Raw genomic sequence first — 20,864 nt, 5'->3', positions numbered from 1 at the left:
GGGCCGTGACCGCGTGATCTCCCTACGCGCGTCACGACCAGGGTATTCACAAGGATGAACCGTTAGCCGTCGACCAGCAAGCGGCTGCGTAAACGGGTATCGGGCGATCAGTGTGAGTCCTATCGTTCGGGCGGCTGCGTGGCCGTCGTTTGCGAAAGTTCCCTCGTACCCTCCGCCTTCCTGCTATCGTAGGGACGAGGAGACGGACCGATGAGCGAGAATCGTAAGCTGGCCGCAATCCTGGCTGCAGATGTGGTCGGATACAGCCGGCTCGCGAGTGCCGACGAAGATCGTACTTTGGCGAGGTTGCGGGCACTGCGCAGCGACCTGATCGATCCGATCATCGCCGTGCACAACGGGCGGGTGATCAAGCGCACCGGGGATGGGGCGCTGGTTGAGTTCCGCAGTGTGGTGGATGCCGTGCGCTGCGCCGTTGAGGTTCAGAATGGTATGGTTGAGCGCAATGCCGGCGTGGCGCAGGACCGCCGCATCGAGTTCAGGATCGGCATCCATCTGGGCGATGTGGTCGAAGAAAGCGACGGCGACCTGATGGGCGACGGCGTCAACATTGCCTCGCGTTTGGAGGGCGTCGCGGCGCCCGGCGCCATCTGCCTGTCCGAAGACGCCTATCGCCAGGTCAAGGCAAGGCTCGACCTCTCGGTCAGCGATCTGGGCAGCACGCAGCTCAAGAACATCGCCGAGCCGATCCGGGTCTATTCGCTGCAAGTCGGCAGCGCCGGAACCAGGGCGACCGCGACCCCGGAAACCGCGAGCCGGCCGGCGACGGCAGCGCCGCCGAAGCTGTCAATCGCCGTCCTGCCATTCGCCAACATGAGCGGTGACGTTGAACAGGACTACTTCGCCGACGGCATCTCCGAGGACATCATCACGGCGCTGTCCAAACTGTCGCAGCTCTTCGTCATCGCGCGCAATTCGTCGTTTACCTTCAAGGGCCAGAACGTCCATGTGCAGGAGGTGGGCACCAAGCTCGGCGTGCGGCATGTACTTGAGGGCAGCGTACGCAAGTCGGGGAACAGGGTGCGCATCACCGCGCAGCTCATCGATGCAACCTCGGGCGGCCATCTTTGGGCGGAGCGGTTCGATCGCGAGTTGACCGACATATTCGCCGTGCAAGACGACGTGACGCAGCAGATCGTCGCTGCGCTGGCGCTCAATCTGACTGAGGGTGACCGTCAGCGGCTGGCGCCCGAGCACCCGCGCCACGCGGAGGCGTATGACTGTTTCCTGCGGGGCCGGGAGCTGTGGCATCGGCTGACGAAGGAGACCAACGTCGCAGCCCGCGACCTCCTGCAACGTGCCATCGACCTGGACCCGAAGTTTGCCTCCGCCCACGCTTTCCTCGCCCTCACGCACGGACTCGATTACCTGAACAGGTGGAGTGCCTCGCCGCCGGAATCGATGGCGCAAGCGGAAGAGGTCGCAACGCGAGCGGTAACGCTGGATGACAGCGATCCCTGGGCGCACTGGGCGCTGGCTATAGCCAAGCTGTACACACGACGGCACGATGGGGCCATCGGCGAGGCCGAGCACGCGATCGCCCTCAATCCGAACTTCGCCGAGGGGCACGTGATCCTCGGCGAGGCGCTGTACTATTCGGGCAGACCCGAGGAGGCCCTCGAGAGTTTCGCCCGGGGGAAGATCTTGAATCCGTACTTTCCGGATGTGCTTCTGCATTTCCAGGCTTTGGCCGCGTTTCAACTGGGAAGGTACGACGAGGCCGTTGGCCTCTTGATGCAACGGCTGGCTCGCAACGCTGTCACTGATGTCTCGCGCGCTCTTCTGGCCGCCTGCTACGGCCAACTGGGCCGTTTCGCCGAGGCCCGCGCGGCATGGCAGGAGGTGCTTCGCGTCAATCCCGACTATTCGCTGGAATACCGTCGCAAAGTGTTGCCCTACAAGAACCCTGCCGATTTCGAACTCGTGGTGGACGGGCTCCGCAAGGCCGGTGTCGTGCAATGACAGGTGAGGCGATGTCAGATAGATCGCCGTCGCTTGCGGTTGCGCACTAGGAAATTCACCTGAGATAAGGCCTGAAGAGAGGCTCAGGTCGCCTTGATCCCTGCCCGGCCGATCTTGCGCCATCGGGCGTTTTCGCGAACCAGCTTCAAGTCGTCGGTCGTCTCGGCAAGTGTCCGCAATCGGTATTGCCGGAGCAGGTCCGGGAAGAGCGCCCCTTCCGGCAGGCCGGCAAGCTGCTCGCGGACCGAGATCTTTTCATCGATCACCCGCATGCCCCAGGCATTTTCCCGAACCTGCAGCTCCGCGGCCAGATCGAGCTCGTCCGGCGCGTTTTCGTCCAGCGCAGCCAGCAGGATCGAGTGGAAAAGCGCGACATAGCCAATCTGTCTCAGGCCGCCCACAACCCGCACGCGCGGCAGTATGGCAAGGACGAGGAACATCAGGAACAGGTTCGGCAGCAGCACGCCGTCCAGCAGCGCCTGCCTCAGATGCGGCCGCTCGAACGGGATGGAAAGACCATGTGGCCTGTCAGGCTCGATCAGGTGCCCGTTCTCGAGGATGAGCTTGCGCACGCGCTCCTCGCGGATGCCCCAGAAATAGGCCGTGCTATTGGGCAGGAATCTGCCAAACGGGCCCGATGCGGCTTCTTGCAAGGCACGGTCGAGACGCTGACGCCTTGCGGGCTCGACGAGCAGCCTGGAAAGAAGGCTGCCGTCATCTTCCAGATGCCGCGCCATGGCAGCCGCGGCGAGCCGATCATCGATGAAAACCGGCCGGGCCATGCCGGAACGATCCCAATCGGCGACGAGGTCCTCGTTGAGGGCGGTCAGCGCATCGGCGGCGGTTACAAACACCTTGTCCTGGCTGGCAAGCAGTGTGCCCAGCCAGCGGCTGGCATCCGTTTCATCGCCCACCGATGCGAGCGCGCGCGTGTTCAGGGAGACGGGACCGGCCACGCAGGCGCTTTTGCGGCACAGTTTGTGGCGCCCCATGCCAAACAAATTGACCTTGTCGTCGCCGACATCGAGCCATCCCGGCCCCTCCCGGCCGATTGTCTCCAAGGTCATCGTCGTTCCCATGAAGCCGACGAAGGCCGACAGCCCGCTTTCGACCGCGCCGAGCCAGGCAAGCATAAGGGCATCGAACGTGATCCGGTCCATCAGCAGCAGGCAGTGCAGGCCGGACTGAATCACCGGTCTGTGCTCGAACTCTTCGAGGGCCTTGCCGATCTCTTCCGGCTGCATGATCGCACCAAGGCGCTGATGCAGGACGTCGCGCAGGATCGAACGGGCAGCGATCGCCGGACCCGATGCAGGCCTTGCCACCGGCCGCCACAGATGGCGCGCGTAATCGGAAACCGGTGCATTCCAGTTCTGCTCGATATCACGCACGACTTCCGGGCAGAGCTGCGACAGCACAGCCAGAATTTCCGCCGGAGGCGTAGGGGTTTGGTCGAAGACGGCGGTCATTGGTCTCGTCTAGCCGCTCGCGGTGTAAACGCCAAGGGAGACCTCAGAACCGCAGCCGGGCCATGCTCAGGAGGTCGTGGTACTGCCCGTCGGTAAAACCGGCCTTGACATGCCGGCCTTCGACCTCGAAGCCGTGGCTTGTGTAGAGACGGACGGCCGGTTCGTTGTCGGCATAGACGGTCAATTCGACCCGCTTCAGGGCGCGCCAGTTGTCGGCCACGTCAAGCAGCGCGCCAAGTATGGCAGAGCCGATGCCCTTGCCGACAAAGGCATCATCAAGGCCGATATTGATCTCGCCGCTATGCGAACGGCGCGGCGAACTCTGCACGACCAGGCTGCCATGGCCGACGACCTTGCCGTCCAGCTCCGCAACGATCCAGGTGGTTTCCTGGCCGGACTTGGCGATGCGCCGCTCGACCTGCTCCACCATCTCGAAGGGCATCCTGAGCGTGCCCCAGCGAAAGCCCGGCATGTTGAAGATGGCGCAAAGCGCCTCCGCATCACTTGGCCGGACGGCGCGGAGCTGCGGCTGGATTTTCTCAGAGGATGGCGAGGTCGTGCTGGTCATGGCGTTCCCGGCGAAGGCAATCGGCCCGGCACGATGCACCGGTCGTCCCCTGAAAATCCAGCCGTCTCTGCAACCTATGATGCCGATTGCGCGCTGAAATACCGCGAGGCGGCATAGAGTTTGAAGACACCGCTGATGCCGATCCAGCAGAAAAGGGCGAGCCAGTACAATGTCTCGGTCGCCGTCCAGTCGATCCGGTGCACCGCAGCGTCGGTGATGACGAGGCCAAGGACGGCAAGCAGGCCAACCAGAAACTGCGCCAAGCCAAGCACCAGCAGTTCCTCGCGTGGCGCGCTTCTCCAGACGAGATATGTGCCGCCCGCACCGGCGAGGAAGATGGCGCTGTAGACTTGGGCGTGGAAGGCATCCACCGGCCATGGCCAGATGCCGCTGAATGTCAGGGGAAACAGCAACAGGCCGACGCCATAGAGCCCGAGGATCGCCGTTTCCACCGGAAGGTAGCCGCGCCATGCGGGGTTTAAGGTCACGCCTCTTGCCGAAGGACGGGCCCTGGCCCGCCACAGGAACAGCCCCGATATCGCGACCGAAGCGAGATAGACCAAAAACCAGAGCCAGGGCGCTTTGCGCTCGAAGTTGAAATAGCCGAGATTGAGGAACGAGGCCACCGACACGATGACGGTGAAGATGAAGGCCATTACGAGCACGAGTCTGCCGGGCGACCATCGATTCCACAACAGCAGCGCCGCCATCACGACCATTTCGGCCGTGTAGAAGCCGCCGAGGAAGCGGGCATTGAACGGCGTGACGGCCCAAGGCCAGCGCGGCTTGACCAGGACGGGCGCGAAAAACAGGCCGGCGCCGACGATCAGGACGAGGATGACCACCGCAGAGAAAAGGCGCAGGGCCGCCGGAAATGGCGGGTTGTCGGATGTCGGCATGGGAGAGAGCCCCAAGGATGAATTCCCCATAGACCATCATAGTGCCGGTTAGCGCGAATGGAAATTGGACTGTCACCAGGCTTGTCTATTCGAATGGCCGTACGGTCCGTTTCGAAGTAAAATGGCGACTCGGACCAAAGAGCGGTCCGGACAGCCCGCCTCGGGCGCGCATTTTCCGGAGCCTGCACGATGAACGAAGCTCAGGATCTGTTCTCGCTTCTGCGGCAATCGACCGATGTCGATCCACAGGCAGTCGACGCGATCGAGCGAACCATCGCGGAGGGCCAGGACCGTGAACTTTGCCGCATCAATGCGCCAGCCTTCGCCGGCAAGCATGGCCTCGACGAGGAACGCACCATAGGCGCCTTTCTCCACGCTGCGCGGGTGGGTATCTTCGACATTTCCTGGAATGTCCTGTGCCCCGGCTGTGGCGGCGTGCTCGACACCAACGCCACGCTGAAAACCCTGCAGAAGGACGAATACACCTGCGCGCTGTGCTCCGAGGGCTATTCGCCGACCCTCGACGAGATGGTCGAGGTGACATTCACCGTCAGCCCCCGCGTGCGCAGGATTGCCGCCCACAATCCACACGAACTGCCGTTGGTGGAATATTTCCGGCAGATCTACTGGGGGTCCGGCGTCGATCTGCCGGAAGAGGATTTCGCCAAAAAGATAGAGGCGTTCTCGTTGGAGGATATCGAGCTTGCGCCCGGTGAAAAGGCGTTTCTGCTCATACAGCTTCCGTCCGAATTCATCATCGTATTCGAGCCGGTCACCCATTCAGCGCAGTTCATCGACGCGAAGGGCGAACCAACAAAGGAACGCCGAAGCCTGTCTTTGGTCTTCGACCGCGACCATGTCCAGAGCCAGACGCTGGAGATGCAACCGGGCCCGATGCGCATTTCGCTGGAAAACAGGACCGACACCCGCGTGCTGCCGACGGTCTTCATCGCCGGCAAGGCATTGCATGATTTGCTGGGCAAACGCCGGCCCTTCCTGACCGCCAAGCGCCTGCTCACCAACCATACGTTCCGCGATCTCTATCGCACGGATACGCTCGACATCAACCAGCGCCTGAAGATCACCAGCCTGACCTTCCTGTTCACCGACCTGCGCGGATCGACCGCGCTTTACGAGCGGGTGGGCGACCTTTCAGCCTTCGATCTCGTGCACGCGCATTTCCAGGTTCTGCACGAGATCGTCGCGGCAGAGGCAGGCGCGGTGGTGAAGACGATCGGTGATGCGGTGATGGCGACCTTCGCGACGCCTGATCGTGCGATTGCTGCGGCCCTCAGGATGCGCGATGCGATGCGTGCGCTCAACGACAAGAGCGGACGCGAGGATCTGCTGCTCAAGATCGGAGTCCATGCCGGCCCCTGCATCGCCGTGTCTATGAACGAGCGACAAGACTATTTCGGCCAGACGGTCAACATTGCTTCGCGGGTCCAGAACCTTGCCAACGCGCAGGCGATCTTCGCCACTCGTGCGGTGGTCGACGACAAGCTCACCGCCGATCTATTGCACAGGAACGCGCTGACGCCCGTGCCCCACGAGGTCTCGTTGCGCGGCATTGAGCGGGAGATAGCAGTCTATACGATCCCCTGAAGACCTGACCCCTGAAGATTTGGGGCGTCTCGGCCCCTCACACGCGCCTACAGATAAAATAACGATCGGCGGGCACCGAAGGCGGCAGCGGGAGGCGTTGCAACTGCGGATGATCGAGCGGCGTGCCGCTGACCGCAATGCCGCCGACGCGAAGCAGGCGCGCCGTCAGATCGGGAAGCCAGGTAGAGGTCACTGCATCGCGATCTTCATAGCCGGTGCCGATGTCGGCGTGAACAAGAGCGGCATCGATGCCAATGAACCTGCTCGCTGTCTCGCGTATTTCGCCGAGCACGAGGTTTTCAGCTTCGGGAATTGAGCTGGCGTGTGCGGCAAGTGCGCGGTCGAACGCCACGATCCGGCGTCCGGGCAGGCGCTCGCGCAGATGGTGGAACGTGCGGCCATTGCCGAGGCCGAGCTCGACCACGGGCCCCTCCATCTTCGCCACCTCGGTGCAGACATGATCGAGAATGTCGCGCTGTGCGGTCATCCTGCGGATGAAACTGTCGAGGCGAGTCATATGCGATTGTACGTCCTGAACCAGTCCGCACATAGAGGCGAACAATGAACATTGCAATAACCGAACAGGCTGCCGACAAGGATGGCGCGCGGCGGAATAGCGATCTCACTTGTAGGGGTCTGCGGCATCCCGCAAGCCGTCGCCGAGGAAGTTGAACGCCATGATGACGAGAATGACGGGGAGCATCGGCAAGAGCAGCCATGGATAGAACGCGATCACGTTGACGCTGCGCGCCTCGGTGAGCAGGATGCCCCAACTGGTTATCGGCGCCCTCAGGCCGAGCCCGAGGAAGCTCAGCGCCGTCTCGCCCAGGATCATGCTGGGGATGGAGAGCGTCGCCGTCGCGATCAGATGCGACATGAAGCCGGGAATGAGATGCCGCCCGATGATGCGGCTGCTCCTGGCGCCCATCAATTGCGCGGCCAGAACGTAATCCTCCTCGCGCAAGGCTAGAAGCTTTGAACGCACGGCCCGCGCCAGTCCGGTCCAGTCGAGCAGCCCGAGGATGACGGTGATGCCGAAATAGATCAGCGCCGGACTCCAGGTTATCGGCATGATAGCCGCCAGAGCCAGCCATAGCGGAATGCTGGGGATCGATTGCAGAACTTCGATTATCCGTTGAACGATCAGGTCGAAGATACCGCCGTGATAGCCGGCCAGTCCGCCGATGACAATGCCGAGCAGGAAGCTGAAACTGATGCCGACGAGGCCGATTGTCAGTGAAATGCGTGCGCCATAGATAATGCGCGAGAGCACATCGCGCCCCAACCTGTCAGTGCCGGCCAGAAAGAGCTGGCCGTTTTCGGCAGGGCAGACAAAATGCCTGTTACCTTCGATCAGGCCCCAGAACCGGTAACTGTCGCCCTTGCAGAAGAAATGGATCCGCTGAATATCATCCTGTTTCTCGATGTAGTTCCGCTTGAGCGTGTCCATATCCAGCGTCATCTGGCGGCCATAGACGAACGGCCCGACGAACTGGCCGTCGTGGAACAGGTGCACCCGCTGCGGCGGCGCATAGATGTAGTCCATGTTGCGCGTGTGCAGATTGTAGGGCGCCAGGAACTCGCAGATCAGTATCCCGAAATAAAGCGCTGCCAGGAATATGCCGGATACAAGGGCAAGCCGGTGCTTCCGGAATTTCCACCACATCAGCCGCAATTGCGACGCCTGATAGACTTTCGCCTGCTCCGGCGTCATCGCCTCGACCGACTGCAGGTCAATGGGCGCGCTGGAAACGTAGTGTTGCAGTGGAGCACCCGGAGCGGGCAGCGGCGAATTCGTGTTCATTTGGTGCTGCCGCCTTGCAAACGAATTCGTGGATCAAGCAACGCCAGCGCCAGGTCGGAAATCAGGACACCGATCACCGTCAAGAAGGCGAGGAACATCAGGAACGACCCTGCCAGATACATGTCCTGGCTTTGCAGCGCCTTGATCAGCATCGGCCCGGTCGTCTCCAAAGACAGCACGATCGCCGTGATTTCGGCGCCGGAGATGATGGCCGGCAGGATAGAGCCGATGTCGGAAATGAAGAAATTGAGTGCCATGCGCATCGGATATTTGACCAGCGCCTTGAAGGGATGAAGGCCCTTGGCGCGCGCGGTCACGACATATTGCTTGTGTAGCTCGTCGAGCAGATTGGCGCGCAGCCGCCGGATCATGCTTGCCGTGCCCCCGGTGCCGATGATCAAGACCGGGATCCAGAGATGGGCGAGGATCGACTTCGCCTTGGCCCAGCTCATCGCCTCGCCGAGATATTGCTGGTCCATGAGATGGCCGATGGACGTGCCGAACCAGATGTTGGCGAAATACATCAGGATCAGCGCCAGCATGAAGTTCGGAATGGCAAGGCCGAGAAGGCCGAAGAAAGTCAGGCCGTAGTCGCCCCAGCTGTATTGATGCGTTGCGGAGTACATGCCGATTGGAAAGGCGATGAGCCAGGTGAAGATGATCGTGACGAAGGAAACCAGCACGGTCAGCCACATTCGGTCCCCGACGACGTCGCGAACGGGCAGCTCATATTCGAAGGAATAGCCGAAATCGCCGTGCAGCATCCCGCCGACCCAGTAGAAGTAGCGAACGACCGGCGGCTTGTCGAAACCATATTCCTTGCGCATCATCTCGATGCGATCCGAATCCACCCCCTCGCCCTGCGCCCGCAGCTCGGCGACATAGCTGTCGAAATAGTCGCCTGGGGGAAGTTCGATGATCGTGAACACCAGCGCCGATATGATCAGCAGCGTTGGAACCATCACGGCGATGCGCCAGACAAGATATCGAAGCACGCTCAGGACTCTCCAAGCCAGAATGTATCCGGCATATAGACGCCGAAATAGGCAGTCGGGTCGTAGCCGTAGAGCGCCTTGTCAGGCAGATTGCGGAGCCGCGAGGACGCCAGAACCGGCTGATGAGTTCCATTCACCGTGCCGATCGAAAATACCTGATCGGTGTAGATCGACAGCATTGAATTCCAGATTTCGGCGCGCTCCGTGGCTTCGGTCGATGCGTTCCAGCGCTTGAGCAAAGCCATCAACTCGACCACAGGGGGGAGATCGGGCGCCTCACCGAGCTTGCCACGAGACAAGTAGTGAGCACCCCAGAGCGGCCATTGCAGCTGGTCGTCGATGGTGGGGGCCAGCTGGTTCGGGTTCATGTCGGCGGTCGGCACGCCATTGTCGATACCCGACCACATCGACATCATGATCTGGCCGCCAACCGCACGGCTGCGGAAGATGTCGCGCTGCGACGTCCGGATGAACAGGGCGACGCCGATCTTGCGCCAGTGATCGGTGATGAGTTCGAGAGCGTCGGTTTCCAGCGTGCTTTCGCCGGCCGTCTCCACTATGATCTGCGCCGGGCGTCCATCGGGAAGTATCCGCAGGCCGTCATCGTCACGCGCCTGAAGCCCGACCTCGTCGAGCAGGGCATTGGCCTGGTCGGGATCATGGGCGACCCAGGCTTTCGCGAATTCCGGCCGATAGAGCGGGCTCTCGGGCAGGACCGTATCGGCACTTTCCTGCGCCAATCCGTAGAACACAGCCATATTGATCTCGCGCCTGTCCACGGCGAGCGAAAGTGCGCGGCGCACGCGCACGTCGCGAAAAAGGCCGCGCCACACCTGGTCGGCACAATTCAGATTGGGCAGGAGTGCCAGCCGCGAACCCTGTGTGCGTTTCCAGAGATGAATCTTCACCGGGTATCGCTTCTCCGCATCCTTCAGGAAGGAGTAATCGGTGAAGTCAATTCCCATGCATTGCAGGTCGCTCTCGCCCGCACCGGTCTTGGCGGAAATGATCGCCGACGAGCTGACGTTCATGATAATCCGGTCAACATAGGGCAGTTGCCGGCCATTCTCGTCTATTCGATGAAAGAACGGGTTGCGCTCGAAGACGAACTGCTCAGCCGGCGGCTTGGTCCGGTTCTGCCAGGGATCGAGCGTCGGCAGCTCAGGATTCTCCGGGCGATACTGCCGCGACATGCGGATATGCAGGAGCGTCCATTTCTTGGCCCGGTTCTCCTTCATTAGGCCGGCGAGCCGGAATGGATCCTGGTATTTCTTGTGGAACTGCTTGAGATAGGCGGCTGGCAGAACAAGCGATAGCGGCGAAGCAGCAGCGAGCTTGGGCAGGAAGTCGGGATTGGGCGCATCCCAACTATAGCGGACCGTCAACGGATCGACGATCTCGAAGCGTGGCGGCTTGCCGTCCGCCAGCAGGGTCGGGGCAAGCCCACCTTGCGAAAGCTCATCGTTCAGCCAGACATCTTCCCAGCAATAGCGAAAATCCTCCGGCGTCAGCAGGCTACCGTCAGACCATTTATGCCCTTCCCGTATCTTGAAAGTGAAGACGCGATCATCCGCTACGTCGAAACTTTCGAGAATGTCGGCTTGCATGTTGAGCTTTTCGTCATAGCCGACCAGGCGAGCATATCCATAGATCGTCATCATCCGGATATCTTTCTGGCTGCCGATGATCGTACGCAGCGTGCCGCCATACTGGCCGGGCTGCCGACCCATCGCAGCGAGATTCACCGCGCGCGGGCTCTTGGGCAGGCGTTCGGCGAGTGCCGGCAGCGCCCTGGCCTTCAGCTGCGGCTGAAGAAATTCCGGCTCCAGATCGCCGGCGTGCAACGTGCCCGGTAGAAATGTCGATGCCATGAGGCCAAGGACGGTGCGCCGGCTGATCAATGGCGTAGCTCGCTGACATCTGCCGAACGTCGGGCCAGCACGAGGTGGCCACCGCCAAGATCGAGCGGCGACAGCATATCCTCGTCGCCTTCGTCGCGGAATTGCGGTCCCCATGCGCTGGTGTCGGAAGCGCCGCTGAGATTCAGGGTCTTGAAATCCATCGGCCTGTCGAGATCGGGGAAAGGTACTGCGGCGACCAGTGAGCGCGTATAGGGGTGCACCGGTTTCCTAAGCAGAATTTCGCGCGGCGCAAGCTCGACGATCCGCCCGCCGCACATCACCGCGATGCGGTCTGCCATGTAGTCCACCACCGCCAGGTTGTGGGATATGAACAGGTAGGTCAGGCCCAGTTCCTTCTGCAGGTCCTTCAGAAGGTTCAGGATCTGCGCCTGGACAGAGACATCGAGTGCTGAAACCGGCTCGTCGCAGATCAGGAGTTCAGGCCCCAGCGCCAACGCGCGCGCGATGCCGATACGCTGACGCTGCCCGCCGGAGAAACTGTGCGGATAACGCTTGATGAAGCGCGGATCGAGCCCGATTGCCTGCATCAGGCTCTTGACCGTGGCGAGTCGGGACGCGGCATTGCCACGTTGATGGATTTCCAGCGGCTCGCTCAAGATGTTCTCCACCGTCATGCGAGGGGAAAGCGACGAAACCGGATCCTGGAAGACCATCTGGATTTTCGCACGCAGCATGCGCAGGGCGTGTCCCTCGGCTTCCAAGACGTCGATCGGTCCATCGCGGCCGTTGAAGATCACAGAGCCGCCGCTAGGGGTGACAGCCCGCATGAGGATCTTGCTGACTGTGGTTTTGCCGGAGCCGCTTTCGCCGACCAGACCCAGGCACTCACCCCGCCTGATATCGAAGCTCACGCCGTCCACGGCGCGAACAGAGGTTTGATGATCCCCGCCGAACCATCCGGACTTGCGGGTGGTGAAGGTCTTTTCCAGATCCCTGACCGACAGCAGGATGTCATCCGGCCCTTTCGATGCCGGCGCCGTCTGCTTGCCGAGCAGGTTCCCGACATTCACCGGCACCTCTCGGAGCGCCTTTAGCCTTTCGCCAGGTTTCAGGTCGAAATGCGGAACGGCTGCCATCAGGCCCTTCAGGTAGGGGTGACCTGGCCGGCGGAATATCGCCTCGACAGGTCCCGCTTCCATGATCTCGCCATGGTAGATGACCACCACCTCGTCGGCGACATTGGCGACCACGCCGAGGTCGTGCGTGATCAGCAGCATCGCCATGTTCAGCTTGGTCTGAAGCTCGCGCAGCAATTGCAGGATTTGCGCCTGGATGGTGACGTCCAACGCCGTCGTCGGCTCGTCGGCGATCAACAGGGCGGGCCGGCAGATAAGCGCCATGGCGATCATGGCGCGTTGACGCAATCCTCCGGAAAGTTCAAAGGGATACATGTCATAGGCGCGCTTGGGATTGGGAAAACCGACAAGTCCAAGCATTTCCTCGGTCCGAGCTTTGCGCTCCGCCCGAGCCATGGACGCATGAATCTGCAGGGATTCGCTGACTTGGTTGCCGATCGTGTGCAGCGGCGACAGCGATGTCATCGGCTCCTGAAAGATCTTGCCGATGCGGCTGCCTCTCAACGCCCGGATTTCGGGTCCGTCACGCGACATCTGCAGGATATCCTGCGTCGTGCCGGGCTTTTCAGGATCGGAAAACAGGATACGGCCGCGGACATGGGCTGTCTTCGGCAAAATGCCCATCACTGCCTGGCTGAGAACCGATTTTCCGGAACCGGACTCGCCCACAAGCGCGGTAACCTTGCCGGGCAGGACGCGAAGATTTGCACGCCTGACGGCATGCAACGGTCCCCCGATAATGGCAAAAGAGATGCCAACATCTTCGATCCGCAGCAGATCAACACCCGAATTCATTCTCGCACCAGCCCCACTCTGGCAGCCTGCCGGGCGGCAGTCCCAGAAAGCGAGACTAGCGCATTGCCAGCCTAGAGCAACTTGGATTCGAAACGGCCGCCAGTTCGCTGGCGGATACCAAGGTGTTCGGATCAGATCGTGGCGGTTACTGGAGCTTCCTCGGGTCGCCCGCCGATAGCCGCGCGGCATCGCGATGAAGCAGCATGACCTGCTCGGCGTCCGATATTCGGTCGTGTATCGGCTCCAGCGCACCGTCCTCATCGAGTGCGAGAGCACCCGACAGATCGGGGGAAAGCACCGTCAGCTTCTGCTTGATGCCCGCCAGTTCCTCGTTGCCTAGCGTCAGCCAGCTGTTGGCGCCGCAATAGCTGGCGAAGTCTTTGCTGGCGAGAACGCCGTGCGGATATTTCTTGGTCAGGGTCTGGAGGCGCTGGACCTCGTTTACGGCCGAGCCGAAGACAGAGAATGTGAGCCGGTCGGTAAGTCCGACATTGCCGAACATCACATTGCCGACATGCAGGCCGATACCAAAGTTTATGTCGCTCAACCCCTGCTTCTTTCTGCGCAGATTGAGATCCATTATGCGCGCGGTGGCCTTGTGCGCTGCCGCAAGAGCAGCCTGGCAGGCGATCTCGGACTGCGAGCGGTGCCTTTCGCAAGGATAGACGGCAATGAAGCCATCCCCTATGAAACTCATGATCTGCCCGCCTTTGCGATTGAAAGGTGCAGCAACGGCATCGAAAAACTGGTTCAGCGTATCGATATAGATTTCGCGGCCGGAGGTTTCGGCAAGCCTTGACGACCCGCGCATATCGGCCATGACCAGTGCGGCCCGGATTGTATCGCCCTCGCCGCGCTTGATCTGGCCGTCCAGCACGCGCCTGCCGGCGTCGCCGCCGAGATACGTGGTCATCATGTTGTCGGCGAGCTTGGTGAGCACCGCCATCTTGGTTGCGATAGCGAGATGGTTCTGGATGCGCAGCAGCGCCGAAATCATGCTGTCGCTGAAGCCTGCAGCACTGTCGGTGGCCCAAGACCCCATCATGCCCTGACTGGCATTGCCGCTGAAGGGATGGACAAAAGCCATGTAATCGGTGACGCCCATCAGCCTGAGTTCATCGAAAACGGGAAACTCCGACGGCACCGACGGGTCGAACCGGCGCCGCAGATGGTCGAGCTTGTTGCTGAGCAGATGGTAGTATGGGCTAGTCAGGAACCTGTCCGACGGCACACCGCCCTCATTGCGGAAGCCTTCCACTTCCATGCCCTGGCCGCGAAACCAGGTGAAGCCAAGCGCGTCATAAAGCGGATGAAGCATCGAAAAACTCAAATGCACCCGCTTCAGCGGCAGGCCGGCAGCAGCCAGCCGTTCACAAAAGCCTTTTACCAATGTTTCCAGGTCGTTGCCTGCCAGCGCCGATTGGGCCAGCCAATCGGCAACCTTATCCATGAGAGTGGTGGAAATTTCTGCTTGCGCTGTGCTCATGCTATCTCGAAACCCGTCGAAGACGAGCCATTCTCCTTTGATCCGCTCCAACGCAGTCCGCCAACGACCCAAACATAGGGCCCTCGAAGTCAATGAAGCCTGCTTCGGCGGCAAAAGCCGGCGAAGGATTTCCCGAATGACTGTCCTTGCAGGCGTAGCTGCATCTATCTCCTGGCGCACTATGTGGCGAGGCTGCGGGCGGAGTGCAACACCGATCCTGACATCGGGCAAAAATTCGCTGGCTCAGGCGCCGTCAGGCCTTCACCACCGTCTCTCGGGCTAGCCCGAGACGGCCAAAAACATTGCGTGTGTCGATGATCAGAAGAGCGTGATCAGCGATCGCCCGATAGTCGATCGCGTCGTGGTCGGTTGCAACGACGACAGCATCGAAATCCCTCAAGGCCGCCTCGGTCAATTCGACCGAGCGACGCCCCTTGATCGCCATATGCTCCCGTGTGGTCGGGATCTCGGTAACATGCGGATCGTGGAATTCCGCCTTGCCGCCCCATTCCTCGATGAGTTCAATGAGCCGCAATGAGGGGCTTTCGCGGATGTCGGGCACATTCTTCTTATAGGCGAGCCCGATGATGAGAATGCGCGAGCGGCTGAGCGCCTTGCCGCAGCGCCGGTCCAGTGCCTTAGCCAGTTCATCGACCACATGACGCGGCATGGCTGTGTTGATCTCTGCCGCCAGCTCGATGAAGCGGGTCGGCAGTTCGAATTCGCGCGCCTTCCACGTCAGGTAGAAGGGATCGATCGGAACGCAATGCCCGCCAAGTCCGGGGCCAGGATAGAAAGGCATGTAGCCGAAGGGCTTGGTCTTTGCCGCCTCGATCACCTCCCAGATGTCGATGCCCATCGCACCGAGCACGACCTTCAACTCGTTGACGAGGGCTATGTTGACCGAGCGGAAGATGTTTTCCGTCAGCTTGACCGCCTCGGCGGTCGCCGTGGTGGAAACCGGAACGACGGTCTCGACCACGCCCTGGTAGAAAGCCTGCACGAGCGTCGCCGCTTCAATGCCGTCGCCTGCCACGACCTTGGGGATCGTCGCGACTTCAAAGCTGCGGTTGCCGGGATCCTCGCGTTCGGGCGAGAAGCCGAGGAAGAAGTCTATCTTCGACTGCAAGCCGGTTGCTTCCAGTATGGGCTTGATCACGTCGTCGGTGGTGCCGGGATAAGTGGTCGATTCCAGCACGATCAGCTGGCCGAGACGCAGATGCTTCGCGATGGTGCCTGCCGTGTTCCTGATGAAGGAGAGGTCCGGCTCACGGTGTTTCGTCAGCGGTGTCGGAACGCAGATGATGATGACATCGCAGACGCCCAGTTGGGCAAAATCCGCAGTGGCGCGGAACCGTCCGCTCGCCACCTGGCCAGCAAGGGCTGTCGACGTCACCGCCTCAATGTAGGATTGGCCGTTGTTCAGGCCCTCGACCTTCTGGGCTTCGATGTCGAAGCCGGAAACCGGGAAGCCGGCGCGTGCGATCGCAATCGCCAGCGGCAACCCGACATAGCCCAGTCCGATCACGCCGACTTGCGCGGCGCGCGTCGAAATCCGGTTCAGAAGACGGTCATATGTCGATAGTGAGGCGTCCAAAAATCTGCTTTCCCGTCAATTCGGACAGGCTGTCCGCTCCCGTGGCGAGGCTCACCTGGTGCCAAGAACCATGGCCGAGGCATATTGCGGAAGATCGATTTCCGCAAGCCGTCATCAGACCGGCACCTTCGCCTTCAGGCTGGCGGCAGCCATCGCATAGCCGCCAGCGGCGCCATCGATGAAATGAACGTGATCGCGCTGCAGCGGCGAGGCGACGAGGCATGTCATCAGGGCCGATTTCTGGCGGTGCAGGCCATAGTTGCAGATGCCCGCCTCTTCCGCCTGTTTCAGCCGGCTCTCGATCCGTCGCAACACATCCACGTCAACGTCGATGGTCATCTTCAAGCCGTCGTCGAACTTCCGAAAATCCGAATTGCTGGCCACATCGCGTTTGTAGATCTTCGGATCGAAACGGCCGATCGTCCAGCCATATCTATCGGTGACAGCCGTAAGCGTCATCAGGAACACTATCCACAGCTTCGATAGCCACCGCCATCCTGCCGGCGCCACGGCCCGCGCCTCGATATCGAGGCCGGCGGGCAAAAGACTGTAGGCCGGCCCGTCCACCGGAACCGGGTGGCCATCGCGTTCCTGCCTGCCGGCAAGGGCGATGATGTCGGAAGCCAGAAACTGAAAACCACGCAAGTCGCGCGACGCCCCCGGTATGGCTATGATCGAGACGATGTCGCCATGCCGGGCTTCGATCGGGTTCCAGCGGCAGGAGAGGCCTGTCAGATCCGGCCGCGCGCCGGCCGGTGCAGGATCGATCCGGTACCGCCCCGCTTTCATCTCGGCTTCCGCCCAACTGCCGCCACCGCCGGCGAACATGGCATAGAAGACCGCTTCGGAGGCCTGGAACCTCGCCACGCGAACGTCGAGGCCTTGCGCCCTTATATCCTTTATCGGCACGATCGCGGCACGCAAGGTCAGGTCCAGTTCGTCCGCCACCCATCTCTGGACAGCCGCCAGCGCGTTGCGGGCGATCTCCAGCGCCGAGCCGGGAAACGCCACGAGCGCGCCGTCGCCGCCGAAGACAAAGGGAAGATCTTGCCGACCCAGCGCATTGAGCAGCGCCGAAATGACGCTGGCGCCGGCCATATTGACGGTTTTATAGCGCCCAGCCTCGATCGCCTTGGTCGAGCCGACGATGTCGGCGGTGGCCAGCGCCCAGCCACCCGGGAGAGGCCGATAGTTGTCGATATCGGCAACGCTTTCGAACTTGGCGAAGACCGGCAAAGAAGCGATAAACGGGTCGGGCGCGGCAGCTGTTTCCATGAGCATCAGATAGCACATTCCACTGCTTGAAGGTCGATCATGCTTCGAAATTGACTTGCGCAGGCTTTCCGATGATAGGGTCCGGCAATGCGAATTGCCTTCTACGCGCCGCTGAAGTCACCCAATCATCCCGTTGCCTCCGGCGACCGCCAGATGGCACGGATGCTGATCAAGGCGATGGAGCATGGAGGGCATAGCGTCGAACTAGCATCCGAACTACGCATCTATCTACGCGAACCCGACTCGAAAAGTTTCGATGCGCTCAAGATTGAGGCCCGAGAGGAAGCCGCACGGCTGACCAAGCTTTGGGATCGTGACGGCAAGCCCGATCTCTGGTTCTCCTATCATCCCTATTACAAGGCGCCCGACCTGATCGGGCCCGAGCTGGCGTCGGCCTTCGCTGTCCCCTACGTGACAGCGGAAGCTTCCTATTCGAGGCGGCGCAACGCCGGTTTGTGGGCCGATACCCAAGCGATCGTGGTGCGAGCCATCGAACAGGCGGCGCTGAACATCTGCTTCACACAAAGAGATTGTCAGGGACTGACAGATGCGATTCCCGACGCTGCTCTCGGCATGCTTTCGCCCTTCATCGACACATCTGTATTCCGGGAAATGCCGGCACGGGGTTGTCCGACGCGCCTCATTACCGTCGCCATGATGCGCTCGGGCGACAAAGTCGAAAGCTATCGCATGCTGGCGCAAGCGCTCGGTTCGATCGGCCACCTGCCCTGGACCATGTCGGTCGTCGGGGACGGGCCTGCCCGTGACGAGGTCAAAGCGCAATTCGCCGGCTTACGCGCCGACCGTATCGAATGGCTTGGCGCGATTGAGCCGGCCGCCGTGCCGGATGTCCTCTTCGGTGGGGGAATTTACGTCTGGCCGGGTTGCGGCGAGGCCTATGGCGTTGCCTATCTAGAAGCACAGGCCGCCGGCCTTCCCGTGGTGGCTCAGGACATCGCCGGCGTGCCGGAGGTCGTGCGGAATGGCCAGACCGGTTTTCTCACCCCGCCGGGCAATGTGGCGGCGTTCGCATCTGCCATTGAAAGGCTTCTGGCCCGTAACGATGAAAGAACCATCATGGCCGCAGAAGCCCGACGTTTCGTCCTGGAAGAACGCTCCCTCGGTGTTGCAACGGCGCGTCTGGCCGAACTTCTTTCGAAGATCCCCGTCTCATGACATCCGATCAGATCTGGCAGCCCTTGGTTGAAGAACTGGCGCGACGGCAACGGGCGGACCGTAAGGCAGAGTTCTGGCTGCGCGACGATGACGCCGTGGATCCGACGCCTGCGCTTGATCGGCTGCTCGACCTCACCGGAGAATTCGCGGTTCCGGTCACTCTGGCCGTCATTCCGGCCCTGACTGATGAGAAGCTTGTCGCCCGGCTTGACGAGGCACCGCATGCCACGGTCGCCATCCATGGCTGGGCGCACCGAAATCATGCGCCCGAGGACCAGAAAAAGCAGGAACTCGGCGCGCATCGGCCACGCGAGACGGTGCTCGATGATCTGGCTCGCGGGCTGTCGCATGTAACCGGCCTGCACGGCGCACGTGCCGTTCCGATGCTGGTGCCACCCTGGAACAGGATCGACGCCGGCTTGGTAACCGACCTTGGATCGATAGGATTTGCGGCATTGTCGGTCTATGGGCCGCCTAGGCCGGCTTCACTGGCGGTCATCAACAGCAATGTCGACATCATGGATTGGCATGGCACGCGCGGCTGCCGCGATCATGGCCTGTTGGTTCAGGCTATCATCGCGCAATTGCAGCAAGCATTCGACGGCGGCGAACCGGTCGGCCTGCTCACCCACCATCTCGTACATGATGAATCGGCCTGGCTTTTCCTCGAACGGCTGTTCACCATCACCGCGCAGACCGAGGCCTGCACATGGCTTCCGATCAGGACATTGATCGGGCGCGGCGCCGGTAGAGGAAAATAGCTCAGCGCTTTTTGCGCAATGAGACTGGAAATTTGAGCGTCTGGCCATCCCGCGCGGCAAAAGCGCCGGCAAACCTGTCTTTGGCCAATTTCTCGATCTCGTCCAGTTCCTCGTCGGTGCGTGTCGGATCGTGGTGAAACAGCGCAAGCCCCCGCGCACCGGCCGCCTCACAGAGCTTGACGCCCTGTTGCCATGTCGAGTGCCCGTGACCGCGGCGGCGTTCCATTTCCTCCTCGGTGTAGGTGCAATCGTAAATGACGAGGTCGGCATCTCCGATCAGGCCGAGTACCGCCTGATCGAGTTTGTCCGGCTCGTGCTCAGTGTCTGTGATCACCGCCACGACGCGGCCGCCCCATTCGACCCGGTAGCCTATGCAGCCGCCCGGATGAACAAGACTGCCGGTTCGCACCACAACCCCTTCGCGCGGCCGAAGCACGTCTCCGGATACGAAATCGCGGCAGTCGAGGCTTGCCTTGCAGATCTCCAGTGTCACCGGAAACCACGGTGGACGCATGAACTCATCGACTATCTGCCGGGTTGTCATGCGTCCTGCAAGATGCCCGGACCAAAGCGTAACCTTGACGCTCCGGTCATAGATCGGCGCAAAAGACGGCAGTCCGATGATGTGATCGTAATGGCAATGGGTGAAAAGCAGGTCGAAATCGGTCACGCCCGACGCCAGAAGCGCCCCGCCGGCAGGTCGTAGGCCAGAGCCCGCGTCGAACAGAAGCGTATGCTTGCCGCATCGCATCTCAATGCAGATTGTGTTGCCGCCATAGCGAGAGAATTCTGGCCCCGATACCGAAATGCTGCCGCGTACGCCCCAAAACCTGACCAGGAAAACGTCGTCGTCCATGCTACCCTTCGCTGTCCCCGCCGCCCATCGTAGCCAAACAACTGCTGCTAGGCGAGACAGGTTTTCTCCGGGTGACCTTCCGAGGTGCCATCACGACAGCGAGGATTGAGCTCACCTCATTCGTTATTTGGCGCTTCGTGCGTCGATCAGATCCGCGGTCGTATGGCTTAGGCGGTCGGCAAGAACCCGCAATATCTCGATGGTCATTTCCGGGTACTCCTTCATAAGCCTCAGGAAATGATCCTTGCGGATTCTCAAGGCTTCCAGCGGACTTGCCGCTCTGACGGTGGCAGTGCGAGAGCTGTTACACAATATGGCGATCTCGCCAACAATCGAATTTGGCACCAGTTCGGCAACTTTTATCGGTCCGCTGTCGGAATCGACCAGAATATCCGCCCTGCCTGAAAGGATGACATAGGCGGCGTCTCCCTCGTCGCCCTGCCGGAAAAGGATCTGGCCGGCGCTGTAGCTCACGCGATCGGATGTGAACGCAAGGAGCTTGAGCTTTGTCGACTCGATGCCGGAAAACAAGGGAATGCGTTGCAGCATTCCAACTTCATCCTTGAGCAGCATTGTCGCAAACCCTCCCAAACTCGCGTT

The 20,864-nt window shown here is 61.2% G+C and carries 17 protein-coding genes; 4 read left to right on the top strand and 13 right to left on the bottom strand.

Translation table 11 applies throughout. The features are described 5' to 3' along the window. Window positions 1-210 precede the first annotated feature (210 nt). Window positions 211-1,980 carry an adenylate/guanylate cyclase domain-containing protein gene (locus AC1D10_RS33800; protein WP_477279408.1) on the top strand — a complete coding sequence of 590 codons (1,770 nt, stop codon included), beginning with the start codon at window positions 211-213 and terminating at the stop codon, window positions 1,978-1,980. 83 nt (window positions 1,981-2,063) lie between these two features. On the opposite strand, the gene AC1D10_RS33795 is transcribed toward AC1D10_RS33800, so the two are convergent. The 3 genes from AC1D10_RS33795 to AC1D10_RS33785 form a co-directional block, all read right to left on the bottom strand. Further along, window positions 2,064-3,449, bottom strand: a complete 1,386-nt coding sequence (locus AC1D10_RS33795; RefSeq protein ID WP_477279406.1) for a hypothetical protein — start codon at window positions 3,447-3,449, stop codon at window positions 2,064-2,066. Window positions 3,450-3,492: 43 nt separating this feature from the next. Continuing rightward, entirely contained in the window at window positions 3,493-4,017 is a 525-nt protein-coding gene (locus AC1D10_RS33790; protein ID WP_477279404.1) for a GNAT family N-acetyltransferase, read from the bottom strand. 74 nt (window positions 4,018-4,091) lie between these two features. Further along, window positions 4,092-4,916 (bottom strand): hypothetical protein, encoded by an 825-nt coding sequence (locus AC1D10_RS33785; RefSeq protein ID WP_477279402.1) that lies wholly within the window; start codon window positions 4,914-4,916, stop codon window positions 4,092-4,094. 189 nt (window positions 4,917-5,105) lie between these two features. On the opposite strand from AC1D10_RS33785, the gene AC1D10_RS33780 reads away from it, so the two are divergent. Then, a complete protein-coding gene (locus AC1D10_RS33780) occupies window positions 5,106-6,521 on the top strand; it encodes a DUF5939 domain-containing protein (RefSeq protein ID WP_477279401.1) in 1,416 nt (471 codons plus the stop codon). Window positions 6,522-6,558: 37 nt separating this feature from the next. Here the strand turns inward: AC1D10_RS33780 and AC1D10_RS33775 are convergent, their stop codons facing one another. From AC1D10_RS33775 to AC1D10_RS33740, 8 genes are all read right to left on the bottom strand, one after another. Next, window positions 6,559-7,038, bottom strand: a complete 480-nt coding sequence (locus AC1D10_RS33775; RefSeq protein WP_477279399.1) for a class I SAM-dependent methyltransferase — start codon at window positions 7,036-7,038, stop codon at window positions 6,559-6,561. A gap of 105 nt (window positions 7,039-7,143) precedes the next feature. Next, complete coding sequence (locus AC1D10_RS33770) at window positions 7,144-8,325, bottom strand: ABC transporter permease (RefSeq protein ID WP_477279397.1); 1,182 nt, start codon at window positions 8,323-8,325, stop codon at window positions 7,144-7,146. Further along, a complete protein-coding gene (locus AC1D10_RS33765) occupies window positions 8,322-9,320 on the bottom strand; it encodes an ABC transporter permease (protein ID WP_477279395.1) in 999 nt (332 codons plus the stop codon). Before AC1D10_RS33765 ends, AC1D10_RS33770 begins: the two co-directional genes overlap by 4 nt. Window positions 9,321-9,322: 2 nt before the next feature. Further along, window positions 9,323-11,221, bottom strand: a complete 1,899-nt coding sequence (locus AC1D10_RS33760) for an ABC transporter substrate-binding protein (protein WP_477279393.1) — start codon at window positions 11,219-11,221, stop codon at window positions 9,323-9,325. Beyond that, window positions 11,218-13,113 carry an ABC transporter ATP-binding protein gene (locus AC1D10_RS33755; RefSeq protein WP_477279391.1) on the bottom strand — a complete coding sequence of 632 codons (1,896 nt, stop codon included), beginning with the start codon at window positions 13,111-13,113 and terminating at the stop codon, window positions 11,218-11,220. The genes AC1D10_RS33760 and AC1D10_RS33755 overlap by 4 nt, the downstream gene beginning before the upstream one ends. A 145-nt stretch (window positions 13,114-13,258) precedes the next feature. Then, window positions 13,259-14,599 (bottom strand): adenylate/guanylate cyclase domain-containing protein, encoded by a 1,341-nt coding sequence (locus tag AC1D10_RS33750; RefSeq protein WP_477279389.1) that lies wholly within the window; start codon window positions 14,597-14,599, stop codon window positions 13,259-13,261. Window positions 14,600-14,852: 253 nt separating this feature from the next. Beyond that, window positions 14,853-16,196, bottom strand: coding sequence for a nucleotide sugar dehydrogenase (locus AC1D10_RS33745; RefSeq protein ID WP_477279387.1), 1,344 nt, complete (start codon window positions 16,194-16,196; stop codon window positions 14,853-14,855). Between the two features lie 114 nt (window positions 16,197-16,310). Continuing rightward, window positions 16,311-17,489, bottom strand: coding sequence for a DUF3095 domain-containing protein (locus AC1D10_RS33740; RefSeq protein ID WP_477279385.1), 1,179 nt, complete (start codon window positions 17,487-17,489; stop codon window positions 16,311-16,313). Between the two features lie 69 nt (window positions 17,490-17,558). On the opposite strand from AC1D10_RS33740, the gene AC1D10_RS33735 reads away from it, so the two are divergent. Continuing rightward, window positions 17,559-18,647 carry a glycosyltransferase family 4 protein gene (locus tag AC1D10_RS33735; RefSeq protein WP_477279383.1) on the top strand — a complete coding sequence of 363 codons (1,089 nt, stop codon included), beginning with the start codon at window positions 17,559-17,561 and terminating at the stop codon, window positions 18,645-18,647. Continuing rightward, window positions 18,644-19,408, top strand: a complete 765-nt coding sequence (locus tag AC1D10_RS33730) for a polysaccharide deacetylase family protein (RefSeq protein ID WP_477279381.1) — start codon at window positions 18,644-18,646, stop codon at window positions 19,406-19,408. Before AC1D10_RS33735 ends, AC1D10_RS33730 begins: the two co-directional genes overlap by 4 nt. A 1-nt stretch (window position 19,409) precedes the next feature. Here the strand turns inward: AC1D10_RS33730 and AC1D10_RS33725 are convergent, their stop codons facing one another. Both AC1D10_RS33725 and AC1D10_RS33720 read right to left on the bottom strand, forming a co-directional pair. Then, window positions 19,410-20,264: an MBL fold metallo-hydrolase gene (locus AC1D10_RS33725; protein ID WP_477279379.1), complete on the bottom strand. Its 855-nt coding sequence runs from the start codon at window positions 20,262-20,264 to the stop codon at window positions 19,410-19,412. 123 nt (window positions 20,265-20,387) lie between these two features. After that, complete coding sequence (locus AC1D10_RS33720; RefSeq protein ID WP_477279377.1) at window positions 20,388-20,837, bottom strand: cyclic nucleotide-binding domain-containing protein; 450 nt, start codon at window positions 20,835-20,837, stop codon at window positions 20,388-20,390. Between the last annotated feature and the right edge of the window lie 27 nt (window positions 20,838-20,864).

It is taken from the genome of Mesorhizobium sp. P2_A8, assembly GCF_056404935.1.
Note: the sequence above shows the minus strand (reverse complement) of the source record. Positions and strands in the feature narration are given on the sequence as shown.

Bases quoted from the DNA above. Each gene is read 5' to 3' on its own strand.
- AC1D10_RS33800 (WP_477279408.1), top strand. From the start codon at position 211: ATGAGCGAGAATCGTAAGCTGGCCGCAATCCTGGCTGCAGATGTGGTC.
- AC1D10_RS33795 (WP_477279406.1), bottom strand. From the start codon at position 3,449: ATGACCGCCGTCTTCGACCAAACCCCTACGCCTCCGGCGGAAATTCTG.
- AC1D10_RS33790 (WP_477279404.1), bottom strand. From the start codon at position 4,017: ATGACCAGCACGACCTCGCCATCCTCTGAGAAAATCCAGCCGCAGCTC.
- AC1D10_RS33785 (WP_477279402.1), bottom strand. From the start codon at position 4,916: ATGCCGACATCCGACAACCCGCCATTTCCGGCGGCCCTGCGCCTTTTC.
- AC1D10_RS33780 (WP_477279401.1), top strand. From the start codon at position 5,106: ATGAACGAAGCTCAGGATCTGTTCTCGCTTCTGCGGCAATCGACCGAT.
- AC1D10_RS33775 (WP_477279399.1), bottom strand. From the start codon at position 7,038: ATGACTCGCCTCGACAGTTTCATCCGCAGGATGACCGCACAGCGCGAC.
- AC1D10_RS33770 (WP_477279397.1), bottom strand. From the start codon at position 8,325: ATGAACACGAATTCGCCGCTGCCCGCTCCGGGTGCTCCACTGCAACAC.
- AC1D10_RS33755 (WP_477279391.1), bottom strand. From the start codon at position 13,113: ATGAATTCGGGTGTTGATCTGCTGCGGATCGAAGATGTTGGCATCTCT.
- AC1D10_RS33750 (WP_477279389.1), bottom strand. From the start codon at position 14,599: ATGAGCACAGCGCAAGCAGAAATTTCCACCACTCTCATGGATAAGGTT.
- AC1D10_RS33740 (WP_477279385.1), bottom strand. From the start codon at position 17,489: ATGTGCTATCTGATGCTCATGGAAACAGCTGCCGCGCCCGACCCGTTT.
- AC1D10_RS33735 (WP_477279383.1), top strand. From the start codon at position 17,559: ATGCGAATTGCCTTCTACGCGCCGCTGAAGTCACCCAATCATCCCGTT.
- AC1D10_RS33730 (WP_477279381.1), top strand. From the start codon at position 18,644: ATGACATCCGATCAGATCTGGCAGCCCTTGGTTGAAGAACTGGCGCGA.
- AC1D10_RS33725 (WP_477279379.1), bottom strand. From the start codon at position 20,264: ATGGACGACGACGTTTTCCTGGTCAGGTTTTGGGGCGTACGCGGCAGC.
- AC1D10_RS33720 (WP_477279377.1), bottom strand. From the start codon at position 20,837: ATGCTGCTCAAGGATGAAGTTGGAATGCTGCAACGCATTCCCTTGTTT.